Genomic DNA, 16,790 nt, shown 5'->3' with positions numbered 1-16,790 from the left:
CCCCTCATGTTGCCGTAATTCAGCGTGGCCATCTTAGCAGCAGGTCTTCGGGCGCGCTTTGGAGCGGGTCGCAGGCAGCAACGCGGTGGCTACACCCAGCAGCGGCAGGAACGAGATCACCTGGTACACCCACTCGATGCCGTGCAGGTCAGCCAGCTCGCCCAAGCCCGCGGCGCCGATGCCGCTGATGCCGAACATCAGCCCGAACATCACGCCCGACACCATGCCCACGCGGCCTGGCACGGCTTCCTGGGCATACACCACCAGCGCGGCAAACGCCGACGACATCACCAGGCCGATGGCCACCGCCAGTACCGCCGTCCAGAACAGGTCGGCGTAGGGCAGGGCAAGGGCGAACGGCGCAACCCCCAGGAAGGAAACCCAGATCACCGCCTTGCGCCCGATGCGGTCGCCCACCGGCCCACCCGCGAAGGTGCCCAATGCCACGGCAGCGAGGAACACGAACAGGTACAGCTGGCTTTGCTGCACGCTAAGGCCGAAGTGCTCGATCAGGTAGAAGGTGAAGTAGTTGGTAAACGAAGCGATGTACACGAACTTGGCAAACATCAGTACGCAAATGACGCTAACTGCGCGCCACATGGCGCCCTTTGAAAGCCCCGGTGCCTGTTGCCCGGCAAAGCTCTTGAGGTGGGTCTGGCCGTGGCGGACGGTCCAGCCGGTGACGCGCAGCAGCACGCAGACCGCCAGGGCCGCTGCCAGCATGAACCAGGCAATGGCTGACTGGCCGTAGGGGATGATGATGGCTGCGGTCAGCAGGGGGCCGATGGCCGACCCGGTGTTGCCGCCCACCTGGAAGGTCGATTGCGCGGTGCCGAAGCGCCCGCCCGAGGCCATGCGCGCGACCCGTGAGGCTTCGGGGTGGAAGGTCGCGGAGCCGACGCCGACCACCGCTGCCGCCACCAGCAGCATCTCGTAGCTGCCGGCGAAGGCCAGCAGGGCAATACCGACCAGGGTCACCAGCATACCGGCCGGCAGCAGGTACGGTTGCGGGTGTTTGTCGGTGTACATGCCCACCCAGGGCTGCAGCAGCGAGGCGGTCACCTGGTAGATCAGGGCGATCCAACCGATCTGCGCGAAGCTCAGCGAGAAATCGCTTTTGAGCATCGGGTAGATCGACGGCAGCACGGCCTGGATCAGGTCATTGAGCAAGTGGGCGAATGCAGCGGCGCCGACAATGCGCACCAGAAACCCCTGGGGTTGGTCGGCGGCGTGCGTGGTTGGCGAGGCCAAGGTGGCGGCAGAAGTCGTCATAAGCGAGGCTCTTTTTTCGAGTGATGGCAAGGCATTGCCGCTGGAGGATATCCAGCGGTGCTTTTGCCTGTCTCACGTCGAACAGGCACTCACTAGCGCGTTTCGGACATGGTGTGGTCAGGGTGCCGTGCTCTCCCTGGCCATCCACCTGAGCAGCGTGGCGGAACCTTGTCGAGAACGCCGTCAAGTATGGGCGCGAGCCGCAGGTGCAGCTGGAGGTTGATGACGAACAGCTGGTCATGCGTGTGCTTGACCGCGGCCCAGGCATCGCGGAGCCACTGCAGGCGCGTGTTTTCGAACCGTTTTTTCGCATTGAAGGGTCGCGTAACAAGGACACCGGCGGGGTCGGCCTGGGCTTGCCGGCGGCGCGTGCCATCGTGCTCGAGCAGGGCGGCAGCGTGACGTTGAGCAACCGCAAAGGGGGCGGGCTGGAGGTCACCGTCACGCTGCCTGTCGGTTGATCAGAGGCCCAGCTCACTGAGCCCAGGGTGATCGTCCGGGCGGCGGCCCAAGGGCCAGTGGAACTTGCGGTCGGCTTCGGCGATGGGTTGCTCGTTGATGCTCGAATGGCGGTTCTGCATCAGGCCATCCTCGGCAAACTCCCAGTTTTCGTTGCCATGGGCGCGGAACCACTGGCCACTGTCGTCGTGGTATTCGTAGGCGTAACGCACGGCAATGCGGTTGCCCGTAAACGCCCACAGTTCCTTGATCAGGCGGTATTCCAGTTCATGGTTCCACTTGCGGGTCAGGAACGCCTGCACTTCGGCACGGCCACGGGGAAACTCGACGCGGTTGCGCCATACGGTATCCTCGGTGTAGGCCAGCGCAACCTTGGCAGCGTCGCGGCTGTTCCAGCCGTCTTCGGCAAGGCGGACTTTTTCGATGGCGCTTTCGCGGGTGAAGGGCGGAAGTGGAGGGCGGGACATGGGTATCTCCTCAGGCGTGGTGGGCATGAAGGAGCGTAGTACGCTGACGGCCTCGATGAGAATGGGTACAGCAGGCACTTCATAGTTGCAGCCAGCGGAACAATGCTGCTGCGAGCGCAGCTCTCGGCGCTGTCGGCGCGGTGTTCAGGGTTCGACTTCATCCACATACGACTCGAAGAACCAGTCGGGGATATCCTCTGTTCGGTACTCAAGCTGGGTACCTTCGGTGATTTCCGCAAGCCAGACGGCACTCTTACCCGAGTTGTCGAAAACATAAGCTCGGTTGCTGACGGCAATGGCGTCAGGCAGGAGATCCAATGCTCTTGAGTAGCGTTTACGCACCAGGTCTGGCCTGACCGGGTGCCCACCTTCTTGAACTCGGATCGCTACGCGATCAATGTTGATTGCCGGGTTTTCTGTCGAAACGAAATAGAGGTAGGTACGGTAGCCACGGGCTTGAGCCTGGTGCATGAATTCGACTTTGCTTGGGTGTGACATCACCGTTTCAAAACTGAAGCTGGCGCGCCTTTCCAACAAGTGCTGACGTATGTAGTCCGAAATGACCGATGCAAAATAAGAGTCGATGTCCAGGCCTCTGTAATCGACGCTGTTGCCTTGCAGCCTCAGTTTTTTCGCTGGTTCGATAAGCTTTTTTTGTCTGATCAGGTAATGGCTGACGTGGAAATTGACCAGTTCGGGAAGTGTGGATTCGATGCCGAACGGCAACAGGTCGATGAAGCCTGTCGCTTTCGCTTCTTTCTCCAGCTCGTCTGCATTGACAAAAAACCGTGTCAGAGCCGGTGGAACGTCGGCTTTGATAGTGCTTTTGCCGGAGCCATTCGGGCCTGCGAAAACGCGTAGCCTAGGCACCTTCACCGGCCGATTTCCCCTTGACCTTGCGCACGGTGATCACCTCGCCAACCTTGACTTTACGGCGCGGTTTGGCCCTGGCTACGATAATTTTGACACCGTCAGGTGAGGCGCGGACAAGATTGCCGTCGTCAGTACGAAGGACGCCCTGTTCACTCACCAGCAGGGCACGCAGGTAGGCGGAGTGAGTCGCTTCACTCGCCAGGCGAGGGACCTCCTGCTCCAGCGCATCAATGTCAGTTTCAGCGCTGTGCTCAAGCTTTTTAGCCATGGATGAATACCTCCGCATATCCTGTAACAGGTTACAAGGATTGGGGGCATCATAGCGCCGACAGGTTGAAAAGACATCAGAGAGATACATTGAGACCGTCCTGTAAAATGGTTCGCGGAACAGTCTCGCACAAAGACAGAAGCATGGTTTCGCCATGCCCTGTAGTCCATTTCTGACTTTCCGCCCTCTACACTGAGATCTGCGGCGGTTGAGGTGCTGGGGCTGTTTTCAGCCCCAGTGAGCCTGCCCTCAGGCGGCATTGCCCAAGGCTTTGTCCACTGCCTTGCCACGCCCGCCCAGCCAGACCAGCAGCAAGCCTGCCGCCGCCAGCACACCGCCAGCCATCGGCACTGCGGCGTAGCCCAGGTCGAGGCTGATCACCGCGCCCCCCAGGGCCGCGCCCACGGCGTTGCCAAGGTTGAACGCGCCAACGTTGATCGACGATGCCAGCCCCGGCGCTTCGGCGGCGGCGGTCATCACGCGCATTTGCAACGGCGGCACCACGGCGAAGGTGAACATGCCCCAGACCAGCAGCGCGATGGCGGCGCCGATGTGGCTGCCGAGCACCAGCGGCATCAGCAGCATGATCAGCGCCAGCACGCCGAGGAAGATCCGCGCGGCACCGTCCAGCGACCAGTCGGCCAGGCGGCCGCCGAGGCTGTTGCCAAGGGTGAAGCCGACGCCGATCAGCACCAGGCCCAGGGTGACGAAACTGCCCGAGGCGCCGGTCAGTTCGGCCAGCACCGGCGCCACATAGGTGTACAAGGTAAACATCGCACCGGCGCCCAGCACAGTGGTGGCCATCGCCAGCAGCACGCTGGGGCGGGCGATCACGGCCAGCTCCTTGCGCACATGCGGCACGCTGCCGCGCTCACCCTTGGGCAACGCGTACCACAAGGCGGCCATGGCCAGCAGGCCAAGCACTGCAGTACCGGCGAACGCCATGCGCCAGCCGACCTGCTGGCCGACCCACGTGGCGGCAGGTACGCCGCCAATGTTGGCGATGGTCAGGCCCATGAACATGGTGGCCACGGCACTCGCTTGTCTGTCCTTGGGCACCACGCTGGCGGCCACCACTGCGCCCAGGCCGAAGAAGGCGCCGTGGTTGAGGCTGGTGACCAGCCGCGAAGCGAGCAGGGTGTAGTAGTCCGGCGACAGCGCCGAGAGCAGGTTGCCCAAGGTGAAGATCGCCATCAGCGCCATCAGCGCGGCGCGCTTGCCGAAGCGGCTGAACAGCAGCGTCATGATCGGTGCGCCGACCATGACGCCGATGGCGTAGGCGGTAATCAGCATGCCGGCGCTGGGGATACTTACGTCCACGCCCTGGGCGATCACCGGCAGCAGGCCCATGGGGGTAAATTCGGTGGTGCCGATACCGAAGGCGCCGATGGCCAGGGCGAACAGGACCCGTTTTGGGGAAAGCGTGCTCATCAGGAGCTCCGGTTACAAAGGGGAACAAGCAGCCAGTAGCGGCCGCAAGAGGGCCGCTACCGATTCACGGGGAATCAGTCCCAAACTGGCGCCAGGCCGTCCGGGCTGACTTCGCGGCCATTGCGCTCCAGCGTGGCAATGCGTGCCATGTCGTCGGCATCCAGGTGCAGGTCGCGGGCGAGCAGGTTGCTGGCCAGGTTCTCACGCTTGGTCGAGGATGGGATCACCGCGTAGCCCAGTTGCAGGGCCCAGGCCAGGGCTACTTGAGCAACGGTGGCCTTGTGCTTGGCGGCAATTTCGGCCAGCACCGGGTCCTTCAGGACCTTGCCATAGGCCAGGGTCATGTAGGAGGTGACGGTGATGCCCTGTTCCTTGAGGAAGGCCGTCAGCTTGCTGTTTTGCAGGTACGGGCTGAGTTCGATCTGGTTGGTGGCGATCTCAACCTTGCCGACCACGTCGATGGCCTGGCGGGTCAGCTCGATATTGAAGTTGGAGATGCCGATCTGACGGGTCAGCCCCAGTTTCTTTGCTTCGGCCAGGGCCGCCATGTACTCAGGCAGCTCGACGCCATTACCCGGTGCCGGCCAGTGGATCAGCAGCAGGTCAACGTAGTCGGTGCGCAGTTTGTCAAGGCTTTCGCGCAGGCTGGGGACCAGTTTGTCGGCAGCGTAGTTGTCGACCCAGATTTTGGTGGTGATGAACAGCTCGTTGCGCGGTACACCGCTCTCGGCGATGGCCTGGCCGACGTCGGCCTCGTTCTTGTAGATCTGCGCCGTGTCGATGGCCCGGTAGCCCAATGCCAAGGCTGACTTGACCGAATCGATGACGACTTGGCCGCTGAGGCGGAAGGTGCCCAGGCCGAAAGATGGAATGCTCATGCGTCTGCTCCTGCTGATTGAGAGGTGGACAAGCGCTTGGTTGCGCTCGCCCCACGTTCGTTCGAGTGGTAGGCAGTGTGCGGGTTTCGCAGGCTTTGATTAAGGCAGGGTGGGGTCAAGGACCTTTGACCTGAAATCACGAGTCCAGGCGTGGCTCGTGATTTCAGGCGTGCAATAGGTATCAGGCCGCGATTTGCCCCGGGGCGGATTGCAGCAGCCACAGGTGACGCAGCCCTGCCAACTGGTCTTCCAGGGTGGAAGCCGCACCGGTGCGGCGGGCGGCGCGGTCCTGATCCAGCAGCGCATCAAGCATGTGCAGCAGGTCGCGGGACTGGTCCGCCGATGCGCGGTTGGTCTCGTCAGACTGCAGCGTGCCCTTCTGGTAGGTCCGCACACGTTCCTGCTGGCTGGCTTGCTGGGTGGCGCTGGCTTCCACCAACGAATTGTTGGAGAAGCCCAAGCGGGTGGTGCTGCGCGACTGGTCGTCGACCTCGCGGTAGCGGTAGTTCTGCGATTCGTTGTCACGGCTCAACACCAGGTCGACCAAGGGGTTGAGGCCCTGATGCCAGGCCGCCTTGAGGTTGGCCTGCTGGTCCTGCTGCACGGTCAGGTTCGCCGCATTGCCCTGGCGCTGGGTCGACTGCGAGACCTTGTAGTCGAAGTGGTCCACTTCCTCGGGCCGCATCGGGTTGATTTTCTGCTCGGTCTGGCTGATCGAGGCATCGAAATCGGCCAGGCCGCTCAACAGCAGGCGGCTGGCCTTGTTCAGCGCGACATCATGGTTGGCGGGGCGTGGGCTGGCATCGTCGACACTGTTGAGCTGGCTGAAGGCATCCTTGAACAGTGCCATCAACTGCGCGTCACCGTTACCGCGCTTCTGCGCGGCATCGAACTGGGTCAGGTAATTGGCCACCGCAGCCTGGCGTTGCGCCTGGCTGCCGAGCAGGGCGCCGCCCTGGGTGTCGAAGTTCATCTTCACTTCGCCACTGGGGCCTTGCAGTTTCAGGCTGCGGGTATCCTCGTTCAGCTGCAGGTCGAAGGTTTGCTGTGCGCCGCTGGCAGTCTCCAGCTTGGCGTTCATCTGCAGGCCGGTGAACAGGCTGGGGTCGAGCTTGACCAGGGCGCCCAGTTGAAGCTGGGGTGGCTCCTTCGTCAGGCCGTTGAGCGCCGACTGGAAACTGCCCGCCAACGCCGCCAGGCCCTTGAGCTCGTCGCTGGTCAAGGTACCGCCTTGCACATCGGCATCCACCGCGAGGCCGTCGGCGCTGCTGTACAGCCCCAGCGTCACAGTGGCGCCCGAGGCACTGGTGAGGTTGAAGGTGACGGTGTTGGTCGCGTATTCGCGCAACCGGGCCTGCTGCAGGCCCAGCAGCAAGGGCTCGGTGGCCGTGCTGTCATTGACCGCCAGCCCCGACTGGGCGATGCGCTGGCCACCGTTGGCCGCCAGTTGTTCCAGCAGAGCGGCGCCAAGGCCCTGGAAGCGCGCGGCGGTGGACGACGACTGGACCGCGCTCGCCATGTACATGCTGAGCTTGTCGAGGCCGCTGCGCTCCCACACATACTGGCTCTGCGCCTCTCGCGTGGTGCCGTTGGCGGTGTAGGTCTGGGTATCCACGTCGGTGATCTGCTGGCCAAGGCTGACCACAGTGCTGGGGCGCACGGTTGCAGCCTGGGGCATGCTGGTGCTGACGAACTGGGCCGGGCGGGCCGCGATTTGAGCGACGGGCGTCAAGCGTACCGCTGAGTTGATGGTGGTCATCGCCAGCTTCCTTACTGGTCTGGAGGTGTAATCCTTGATATCGGCAGGCCAGCATGAAACCTGAATGCGGATTCAGGGTGTCCAGGCAGAGTGGGCGGCGGCAGGGGGAGGGGAAGGTGCAAGCTGGCCGGAAAGGGTGAACCGGCTGAGGTGAAGCGCAGCCCATGGCCCACGTGCAAGTGGGCCATGGGTGTACTGCATCAGCGGCGGCGGAACAGCGGCAGCGGCTGGTCGGTGGCAGCCTGGTAGGTCACCGAAAAGTCCTGCAGGCCTTGCAAGGCGTCTTCAGGGTCCTTGTCGGCACGGATGGCGAATGCGTCGAAGCCGCAGCGGGCCATGAAGAACAGCTGGTCGCGCAGCACGTCGCCAATGGCGCGCAGCTCACCCTTGAACTGGTAGCGGTCCCGCAGCAGGCGTGCATTGGAATAGCTGCGGCCGTCGGTAAAGGCCGGGAAGTTCAGGGCGATGACCTGGAAGTGTTGCACGTCTTCGCCGATCTCTTCCGCTTCCTGGTCGCTGTCCAGCCACACACCCAAGCCACCATCGCGAGCCTTGAGCACGTGGGCATGGTCGCGCCACATCTGCAGGGGGACGATGTAGTCGTCGCAGTTGGTCAGCTCGTCGAACGAGGTTTCCTTGGGCAGCAGGTGCCAGGTTTCGTCGACGATCTGGTTGTTCTTAATGATTCGCTGCATAGACGCGTTCCTTGAAGGGGTCGATGCCGATACGCTGGTAGGTGTCGATGAAGCGCTCTTCCTCGGTACGCTGTTCAACGTACACGGCGATCAGCTTTTCGATCACATCGGCCATGGCGTCCTGGGCGAAGGACGGGCCGAGGATCTTGCCCAGGCTCGCGTCGCGCGCGGCGTTGCCGCCCAGGGATACCTGGTAGAACTCCTCGCCCTTCTTGTCCACGCCGAGAATGCCGATGTGGCCGACGTGGTGGTGGCCGCAAGCGTTCATGCAGCCGGAGATGTTCAGGTCGATCTCGCCGATGTCGAACAGGTAGTCCAGGTCGTCGAAGCGGCGCTGGATGGATTCGGCGATCGGGATCGACTTGGCATTTGCCAGCGAGCAATAGTCACCGCCCGGGCAGCAGATAATGTCGGTCAGCAGGCCGATGTTCGGCGTGGCGAAGCCGCTTTCGCGCAGTTCTAGCCACAAGGCGTGCAGCTGGCGCTGCTCGACGTCGGCGAGAATGATGTTCTGCTCGTGCGAGGTGCGCAGGAAACCGAAGCTGTAGCGCTCGGAAAGGTCTGCCACGGCGTCCAGCTGCTTGTCGGTCAGGTCGCCCGGGGCAACGCCGGTGGGCTTGAGCGACAGCGTCACGGCAACGTAGCCAGGGCGTTTGTGGGCCCGGGTATTGCGCGAGCGCCAGCGGGCGAAACCTGGGTTTTCGGCGTCCAGGGCACTGTAGTCGACATTGTCGAGGGCCAGGTACTCCGGGTCGACGAAGTGGCGCGAAACGCGTTGCACTTCCTCTTCGGTCAAGGTGGTGCTGCCGCCACGCAGGTGGACCATTTCGGCCTCGACCTTCTCGGCGAACACTTCCGGGGTCAGTGCCTTGACCAGGATCTTGATCCGCGCCTTGTACTTGTTGTCACGGCGACCGTAACGGTTGTACACGCGCAGGATGGCGTCCAGGTAGCTGATCAGGTCCTGCCACGGCAGGAACTCGTTGATGAACGAGCCGACTACCGGGGTGCGGCCCAGGCCGCCGCCGACCAGCACCCGGAAGCCCAGCTCGCCAGCCGCGTTACGCACCGGCTCCAGGCCGATGTCGTGCACTTCGATGGCGGCGCGGTCTTCTTTCGAGCCGTTCACGGCGATCTTGAATTTGCGCGGCAGGTAGGCGAATTCCGGGTGGAAGGTAGTCCACTGGCGGACGATCTCGCACCACGGGCGCGGGTCGATGATTTCATCCGCGGCAACACCGGCGAACTGGTCGGTGGTGGTGTTGCGCAGGCAGTTGCCGCTGGTCTGGATCGCGTGCATCTGCACGGTGGCCAGTTCGGCAAGGATGTCCGGAATGTCTTCCAGCGCCGGCCAGTTGTACTGCACGTTCTGGCGGGTGGAAATGTGGGCATAGCCCTTGTCGTAGTCGCGAGCGATCTTGGCCAGTGTGCGGACCTGGCGGGCGTTCAGCTGGCCATAAGGCACGGCGACGCGCAGCATCGGCGCGAAACGTTGGATATACAGGCCGTTCTGCAGGCGCAGAGGGCGGAATTCTTCTTCGCTCAGCTCACCGGCCAGGTAGCGGCGGGTCTGATCACGGAACTGCTTGACGCGGTCCTCGATGATCCGCTGATCGTACTCGTCGTATACGTACATAAAAGTCCTGTCTCAGGCTGCATGCAGCTATTCGCGCGCACGGCCGCGCACTCCGGTTCGGAGCCGGGAAACGATATCAGGTTGCGTTTATGCGCTAAAGTGATGTTTTTGCATATGAAAAGAACCAAACGGACTAAGTGAGACTGACTGGCATTTGTTCGCCATCCAGGGCACAGGTTTGTCCCTGCGGGTTTGTTGCGCAGGTGTAACTGCACGCTCAAGGGCTGCGCCACGCGTCACCCGTCGATTGGCGAAAAACCCTGCTTGAGGAAAGGGCATTGCTCATCTTAACTGCTGGTGTGAAGTGCATTCCCATAACCACTACAAGAGGCAATGCAATGGGAAACTCAACCAAGGTCCGCAAAGCTGACAGCAGTGTCGATGCCTGGGCGATCCTCTGCCTGATCGTCCTGGTGGTGGTCACCGCCGTGTATTGGGTCAGCCATCAGTAGACGTGTCTTCAGACCGTGAGCCAGCCACGACGCCTGGGGGGTGGATGCCCGCAGGCGTTTTCGTGTGGCTAACGCGCAGTCAGGTGCATGGCCAGTTGCACCAGGCCCAGCAGCACCAGAATGAACACCAGCGTGAACACCGTACCCAACGCGATGAAGTGGCTGGCCTTGCCGTGGGTGAAGTCGCGCGCACGGTTCTTGCCGCTCTGCACGCCGAACGCGGCGGCGAGGATGCTGTGCAGCATTTGCCAGAAGGTGGGGGGCTTGCCTTGGCTTGAGTCGTCCATGGTGGCTCCTGAGGAAATCAGAGGCAATCAGAGACAGTGTAGGTGAATGTACTGGCCCCATCGCCGGCGTGCCGGTGATGGGGCTGCACACGCTTTTAGTTGTCGTACCCCAGGTTAGGCGCCAGCCAGCGCTCAGTCACGCTGATGTCTTGGCCTTTACGCGCGCTGTAGCTGTCGATCTGGTCCTTGTCGACCTTGCCCACGGCAAAGTACTGCGCCTGCGGATGGGCAAAGTACCAGCCACTGACCGCGGCCGCCGGGAACATCGCAAAGTGCTCGGTCAGGAACACGCCGCTTGGTCCGGTCTCGCCAATGGCCGTGCCATCAAGCAGGCGGAACAGGGTTTCTTTCTCAGTGTGATCCGGGCACGCCGGGTAGCCTGGGGCAGGGCGGATACCGCTGTACTGCTCCTTGATCAGCGCCTCGTTGTCCAGGTGCTCGTCGCGGGCATAACCCCAATGCTCTTTACGCACCTGTTCGTGCAGCCACTCGGCGCAGGCTTCGGCCAGTCGGTCGGCAAGGGCCTTGACCATGATCGAGCTGTAGTCGTCGCCCTTGTCCTGATAAGCCTTGGCCACTTCCTCGGCACCGATGCCGGCGGTGGTGATGAAGCCACCCACGTAATCGGTGACGCCGCTGTCTTTCGGCGCGACGAAGTCGGCCAGGGAGAAGTTCGGCTTGCCGTCGGGCTTGATGGTCTGCTGGCGCAGGTGGTGCAGGGTGGCCAGCGGCTGGCCGTTGCCTGCGTAGACTTCGATGTCGTCATCGGCGACCTGGTTGGCTGGCCAGAAGCCGAACACGGCGCGCGCACTGATCAGCTTCTCGTCGATCAGCTTGTCGAGCATCTCGCGGGCATCTTTGTATAGCGAGGCGGCCGCCTCGCCGACGACTTCGTCGGTAAGAATGCGCGGGAACTTGCCGGCCAGGTCCCAGGAAATGAAGAACGGGGTCCAGTCGATGTACTCGGCCAGGGTGCGCAGGTCGATGTTATCCAGCACCTTGACGCCGGTGAAGGAGGGCACCGCTGGCTGGTAGCCGGCCCAGTCGTACTTGGGCTTGGTCGCCACCGCCTGGGCATAGCTCAGGCGCTCGGTGCGGGCGCTGCGGTTGGCGGTGCGCTCGCGCACTTCGACGTAGTCCTGGCGGGTTTTCTCGACGAAGCCAGGTTTGAGCTCTTTGGACAGCAGCTGGGTGGCTACACCCACCGCACGCGAGGCGTCGGTCACGTAGATCACCGCGTCGTTGCTGTACTTCGGCTCGATCTTGACCGCGGTGTGCGCCTTGGAGGTGGTGGCGCCACCGATCATCAGCGGCAGCTCGAAGCCCTGGCGCTGCATTTCGCGGGCAACGTGAACCATCTCGTCCAGCGACGGGGTGATCAGGCCGGACAGGCCAATGATGTCGCACTTCTCATCGCGGGCGGTCTGCAGGATCTTCTCCGCCGGCACCATCACGCCGAGGTCGACGATGTCGTAGCCGTTACAGCCCAACACCACGCCGACGATGTTCTTGCCGATGTCGTGCACGTCGCCCTTGACCGTGGCCATGAGGATCTTGCCCTTGGCTTCCGGCTTGTCGCCTTTTTCCGCTTCGATGAACGGGATCAGGTGAGCAACGGCCTGCTTCATCACCCGCGCCGACTTGACCACCTGGGGCAGGAACATCTTGCCCGCGCCGAACAGGTCGCCAACCACGTTCATGCCGCTCATCAGCGGCCCTTCGATGACCTCGATGGGGCGCGCACATTGCTGGCGGCACTCCTCGGTGTCCTCGACGATGTGTGCGGTGATGCCCTTGACCAGGGCGTGCTCAAGGCGTTTGCCTACCGGCAGCGACCGCCAGGCTTCGTTCTCGACTTCCTTGGTAGCGCCGCCGCCTTTGTAGTCGTCGGCAATGGCCAGCAATGCGTCGGTGCCTTCCGGGGTGCGGTTGAGCACCACGTCCTCGACCTTCTCGCGCAGTGCCGCCGGGATCTCGTCGTAGATCTCCAGCTGCCCGGCGTTGACGATGCCCATGGTCAGGCCGTTGCGGATGGCGTGGAACAGGAATACCGAGTGGATCGCCTCGCGCACCGGGTTGTTGCCACGGAACGAGAACGACACGTTGGACACACCGCCGGAGGTCAGCGCGTGCGGCAGGTGGTCACGGATGTAGGCACAGGCCTCGATGAAATCGACGGCGTAGTTGTTGTGCTCTTCGATGCCGGTGGCAACGGCGAAGATGTTCGGGTCGAAGATGATGTCTTCCGGCGGGAAGCCGACTTCGTTGACCAGAATGTCGTAGCTGCGCTTGCAGATTTCCTTCTTGCGCGCGGCGGTGTCGGCCTGGCCAACCTCGTCGAACGCCATCACCACCACCGCGGCGCCATAGCGCTTGCACAGGCGGGCGTGGTGCTTGAACTGCTCGACGCCTTCCTTCATGGAGATCGAGTTGACGATGCCCTTGCCCTGGATGCACTTGAGGCCCGCTTCGATCACGTCCCACTTGGAGGAGTCGATCATGATCGGCACGCGGGAAATGTCTGGCTCACCGGCGATCATGTTGAGGAAACGGACCATGGCGGCCTGGGAGTCGAGCATCCCTTCGTCCATGTTGATGTCGATCACCTGGGCGCCAGCCTCGACCTGCTGCAGGGCGACTTCCAGGGCCTCGGTGTAGTTCTCTTCGCGGATCAGCCGGGCGAACTTGGCGGAGCCGGTGATGTTGGTACGCTCGCCGACGTTGACGAACAACGACTGGCGGTCGATGGTGAACGGCTCCAGGCCGGACAGGCGGCAGGCCTTGGCGATTTCCGGAATTTCACGCGGCTTGTACTTGGCCACGGCCTCGGCAATGGCCTGGATGTGACCAGGGGTGGTACCGCAGCAACCGCCGATGATGTTGAGGAAGCCGCTGGCAGCGAACTCCTCGACCACTGCAGCCATTTCGGCCGGGGTTTCGTCATATTCACCGAAGGCGTTCGGCAGGCCGGCGTTGGGGTGCGCCGAGACATGGGTGTCGGCCTTGGTCGACAGCTCTTCAAGGTACGGGCGCAGGTCCTTGGCGCCAAGTGCGCAGTTCAGGCCCACGGAAATCGGCTTGGCGTGGCGCACCGAGTTCCAGAACGCTTCGGTGGTCTGGCCCGACAGGGTGCGGCCCGAGGCATCGGTGATGGTGCCGGAGATCATGATCGGCAGTTCGATACCGTCGTCCTCGAACACCTGCTGCACGGCGAAGATCGCCGCCTTGGCGTTGAGGGTGTCGAAGATGGTCTCGATCAGGATCAGGTCGGCGCCGCCCTCGATCAGGCCGCGGGTGGCCTCGATGTAGTTGACCACCAACTCGTCGAAGGTGACGTTGCGGTAGCCGGGGTCGTTGACGTCCGGGGAAATCGAGCAGGTACGGCTGGTCGGGCCGAGCACGCCGGCGACGAAGCGCGGCTTGTCCGGCGTTTCGAGGGTCTTGGCATCGGCGACCTGGCGGGCGATGCGCGCGCCTTCGACGTTCAGCTCGTAGACCAGCGACTCCATGCCGTAGTCGGCCTGGGAAATCTGCGTGGCGTTGAAGGTGTTGGTTTCGAGGATATCGGCGCCGGCGTCCAGGTATGCCTTCTCGATCGCGGCGATGACATCGGGGCGGCTGAGCAGCAGCAAATCGTTGTTACCCTTGACGTCGCTTGGCCAATCGGCAAAGCGCGTGCCACGATAGTCGTGTTCCTCGAGGCGATAACTTTGGATCATAGTACCCATGCCGCCGTCGAGGATCAGAATGCGCTCTTTGAGTGCGTGCTGGAGTGCTTGGTAACGAGCGCTGCGGTCGGACATAGGAACTACCTGGTCGGGCGAATATCAGAAGGTGCGGAATCATAACAAAGCTGCGCGGTTTTTAGGCGCATCGGCCATTTGCATGAAATCTGTTCATGTTGAGCCATCAGCACCCACGGACGACCAGGCAATCGTGATGGCTTTCAGGAACCAGGACTTTCGGCACATGGTGCATCGTTTTATAGCTGCTGCCTTCGCCTTGCTGATCAGCAGCGTGGCATTCGGGCAGGCCCCCCCATCGAGCCCGGCAATCTCCTACACCCGGGATATTCAACCGATCTTCACCGAGAAGTGCGTGGCCTGCCATGCCTGCAACGACGCGGCCTGCCAGCTCAAGCTGGAAAGCCCGGAGGGCGCGGTACGCGGCGCCACCAAGGTGCCGGTTTATCAAGGCGAGCGAAGCAAGGCGGTCCCGACGACGCGGCTGTTCTACGACGCTCACAGTGAAGAGGCCTGGCGTAACAAGGGCTTTTATTCGGTGCTGGACAACCAGGGGAGCCAGGCTGCGCTGATGGCGCGCATGCTCGAACTGGGGCACAAGACGCCGCTCACGCCCAACGCCAAGTTGCCGGAGGAGATCGTTCTGGGGCTCAACCGCACCAATATGTGCCCGTTGCCCCATGAGTTCGATGCCTACGCCGGCGCTCACCCCAAGGAGGGCATGCCGCTGGCGGTCACCGGCCTGACCGACCAGGAGTACCAGACCCTGCAGCGCTGGTTGGCTGCGGGCGCGCCGGTCGAGTACCAGCCGATCAAGCCCAGCGCGGTCGAGGCCAAGCAGATCGCCGATTGGGAAGAACTGCTCAACCGCCCGGGTTCCACCGAGGCACTGGTTGGTCGCTGGCTGTACGAGCACCTGTTCCTGGCGCACATCCATTTTGTCGGTGGCGAGCAAGGTCACTTCTTCCAGTGGGTGCGCTCGCGTACCCCAAGCGGCCAGCCGGCCGACATCATTGCCACGCGCCGCCCCAACGACCCGCCCGGGACCGACTTCTATTACCGCCTGATCCCGGTGCAGGGCGTGATCGTGCACAAAACGCACATCACCTACCCGATGGGGCCGCAGAAGCTAAAACGCGTGAAGCAGCTGTTCTACGCCGGCGACTGGCACGCCACCGCGCTGCCGGGCTACGGCCCACGCCACCGCGCCAACCCGTTCGAAACCTTCGAGGCGATCCCGGCGGTGGCGCGGTACCAGTTCATGCTGGATAACGCCGAATACTTCGTGCGCACCTTCATACGCGGCCCGGTGTGCCGCGGCCAGATCGCCACCGACGTGATCCGCGACAACTTCTGGGCACTGTTCCAGGAGCCCGCCCACGACCGCTACATCACCGACGCCAAGTACCGGGGCGAGGCCACGCCGTTGCTGGCCATGCCGGGGCAGATCGACGATGTGGGCAGCGTGCTTTCGCTGTGGCACGCCTACCGCGACAAACGCAACGAGTACGAAAAACTGCGCCGCGACGCCTATGCCGACATGCCTGCGCCAGGCTGGTCGACGCTGTGGGCCGGTAACGACAACGCGCTGCTGAGCATCTTCCGCCACTTCGACAGTGCCGCCGTGACCAAAGGCCTGGTGGGCGATGTGCCGCTGACCATGTGGCTGTTCGACTACCCACTGTTCGAGCGCACCTACTACCAGTTGGCGGTCAACTTCGATGTGTTCGGCAATGTCTCGCACCAGCTGCAGACGCGTTTGTACTTTGACCTGATCCGCAATGGCGCCGAGGTCAACTTCCTGCGCCTGATGCCGGCCGACCAGCGTGGCGCGATTCTCAGCAGTTGGTACCAGAACAGCGGCAAGGTGAAGATGTGGCTCGACTACGAAGACATCGACACCGACACGCCGAGCGGCATCTCGCTCGACGCGCGCGATGCCAAGCGCGACTTCGGCCTCAAGCTGCTGCAGCGTACCGGTAGCCTGAACGCTGCGCCCGACCCGATCAACCGTTGCCAGGGCGCCTACTGCTCGCGGCCACAGATGAGCGAGGAATTTCGCAACGTCGAGCAGTCGCTCAGCCGCCTGGTGTCACGCCCGGCCGCAGGCCTGAAGGTAATCAACCAGTTGCCCGAGGCGACCATGCTGCGCATCGAAGGGCAGGGCGGCCAGCGTCAGGTCTACAGCCTGCTGCGCAACCGTGCACACAGCAACGTTGCCTTCCTGCTCGGCGAAAGCGCTCGGTATCAGCCGGGCCTGGATACCCTGACCCTGTACCCCGGGGTACTCAGCAGCTACCCGAACTTCATCTTCAATATCCCGGCGGCGGACGTGCCGGAGTTTGTCGAGGACCTGGAGTACGCGCGCGACGACGCCGCCAAGTTCGAGCGTATCGTCATGCGCTGGGGCGTGCGCCGCAGCCACCCGGAGTTCTGGCGCTACTTCCATGACCTGAGCACGTTCATCCAGGAAACCGAACCTGTGGAGGCGGGGGTGCTGGACATGAACCGCTACGAGAACCTCTGATCGGTTGAGCTGACCTTTCCGCCATCACTGCGGTCGGAATCGG

12 protein-coding genes and 1 pseudogene are annotated in these 16,790 nt (G+C 62.9%); 2 read left to right on the top strand and 11 right to left on the bottom strand.

Annotated elements, in window-relative coordinates:
- Positions 1-33: 33 nt before the first annotated feature.
- The gene (locus ACNQPL_RS16590; RefSeq protein WP_416467275.1) at positions 34-1,272 is read right to left on the bottom strand and encodes an MFS transporter; all 1,239 of its coding nucleotides are present in this window, start codon (positions 1,270-1,272) and stop codon (positions 34-36) included.
- Positions 1,273-1,436: 164 nt separating this feature from the next.
- Between ACNQPL_RS16590 and ACNQPL_RS16585 the strand changes: the two are divergent.
- Positions 1,437-1,733, top strand: a pseudogene (locus ACNQPL_RS16585) (ATP-binding protein); the annotation flags it as partial.
- Here ACNQPL_RS16585 and ACNQPL_RS16580 read toward each other — a convergent pair.
- The 10 genes from ACNQPL_RS16580 to metH all read right to left on the bottom strand — a co-directional run bounded on the left by ACNQPL_RS16580 (position 1,734) and on the right by metH (position 14,280).
- Positions 1,734-2,198: a DUF1348 family protein gene (locus ACNQPL_RS16580; RefSeq protein ID WP_346612897.1), complete on the bottom strand. Its 465-nt coding sequence runs from the start codon at positions 2,196-2,198 to the stop codon at positions 1,734-1,736. It lies immediately after the preceding pseudogene.
- 144 nt (positions 2,199-2,342) lie between these two features.
- Entirely contained in the window at positions 2,343-3,074 is a 732-nt protein-coding gene (locus ACNQPL_RS16575; protein WP_416467274.1) for a zeta toxin family protein, read from the bottom strand.
- Entirely contained in the window at positions 3,061-3,339 is a 279-nt protein-coding gene (locus tag ACNQPL_RS16570) for a hypothetical protein (RefSeq protein WP_346612899.1), read from the bottom strand. The genes ACNQPL_RS16575 and ACNQPL_RS16570 overlap by 14 nt, the downstream gene beginning before the upstream one ends.
- A gap of 249 nt (positions 3,340-3,588) precedes the next feature.
- Positions 3,589-4,770 (bottom strand): MFS transporter, encoded by a 1,182-nt coding sequence (locus ACNQPL_RS16565; protein WP_346612900.1) that lies wholly within the window; start codon positions 4,768-4,770, stop codon positions 3,589-3,591.
- A 74-nt stretch (positions 4,771-4,844) separates the two neighbouring features.
- Positions 4,845-5,648 carry a 2,5-didehydrogluconate reductase DkgB gene (gene dkgB, locus ACNQPL_RS16560; RefSeq protein WP_416467273.1) on the bottom strand — a complete coding sequence of 268 codons (804 nt, stop codon included), beginning with the start codon at positions 5,646-5,648 and terminating at the stop codon, positions 4,845-4,847.
- Positions 5,649-5,829: 181 nt separating this feature from the next.
- On the bottom strand, positions 5,830-7,407 hold the full coding sequence (locus tag ACNQPL_RS16555; RefSeq protein WP_416467272.1) for a hypothetical protein: 1,578 nt from the start codon (positions 7,405-7,407) through the stop codon (positions 5,830-5,832).
- A 200-nt stretch (positions 7,408-7,607) separates the two neighbouring features.
- Complete coding sequence (locus ACNQPL_RS16550) at positions 7,608-8,102, bottom strand: DUF934 domain-containing protein (protein ID WP_346612903.1); 495 nt, start codon at positions 8,100-8,102, stop codon at positions 7,608-7,610.
- A complete protein-coding gene (locus tag ACNQPL_RS16545) occupies positions 8,086-9,738 on the bottom strand; it encodes a nitrite/sulfite reductase (protein ID WP_346612904.1) in 1,653 nt (550 codons plus the stop codon). The genes ACNQPL_RS16550 and ACNQPL_RS16545 overlap by 17 nt, the downstream gene beginning before the upstream one ends.
- Before the next feature lie 520 nt (positions 9,739-10,258).
- Complete coding sequence (locus tag ACNQPL_RS16540; protein WP_416467271.1) at positions 10,259-10,477, bottom strand: DUF2970 domain-containing protein; 219 nt, start codon at positions 10,475-10,477, stop codon at positions 10,259-10,261.
- 95 nt (positions 10,478-10,572) lie between these two features.
- Complete coding sequence (gene metH, locus ACNQPL_RS16535; RefSeq protein WP_416467270.1) at positions 10,573-14,280, bottom strand: methionine synthase; 3,708 nt, start codon at positions 14,278-14,280, stop codon at positions 10,573-10,575.
- A gap of 166 nt (positions 14,281-14,446) precedes the next feature.
- On the opposite strand from metH, the gene ACNQPL_RS16530 reads away from it, so the two are divergent.
- Entirely contained in the window at positions 14,447-16,747 is a 2,301-nt protein-coding gene (locus ACNQPL_RS16530) for a fatty acid cis/trans isomerase (RefSeq protein WP_346612907.1), read from the top strand.
- Positions 16,748-16,790 lie beyond the last annotated feature (43 nt).

Origin of the sequence: Pseudomonas sp. LFS044, from assembly GCF_047978245.1 — a bacterium.
GTDB lineage: Bacteria > Pseudomonadota > Gammaproteobacteria > Pseudomonadales > Pseudomonadaceae > Aquipseudomonas.
This window is presented reverse-complemented; position numbering and strand designations above follow the sequence as displayed.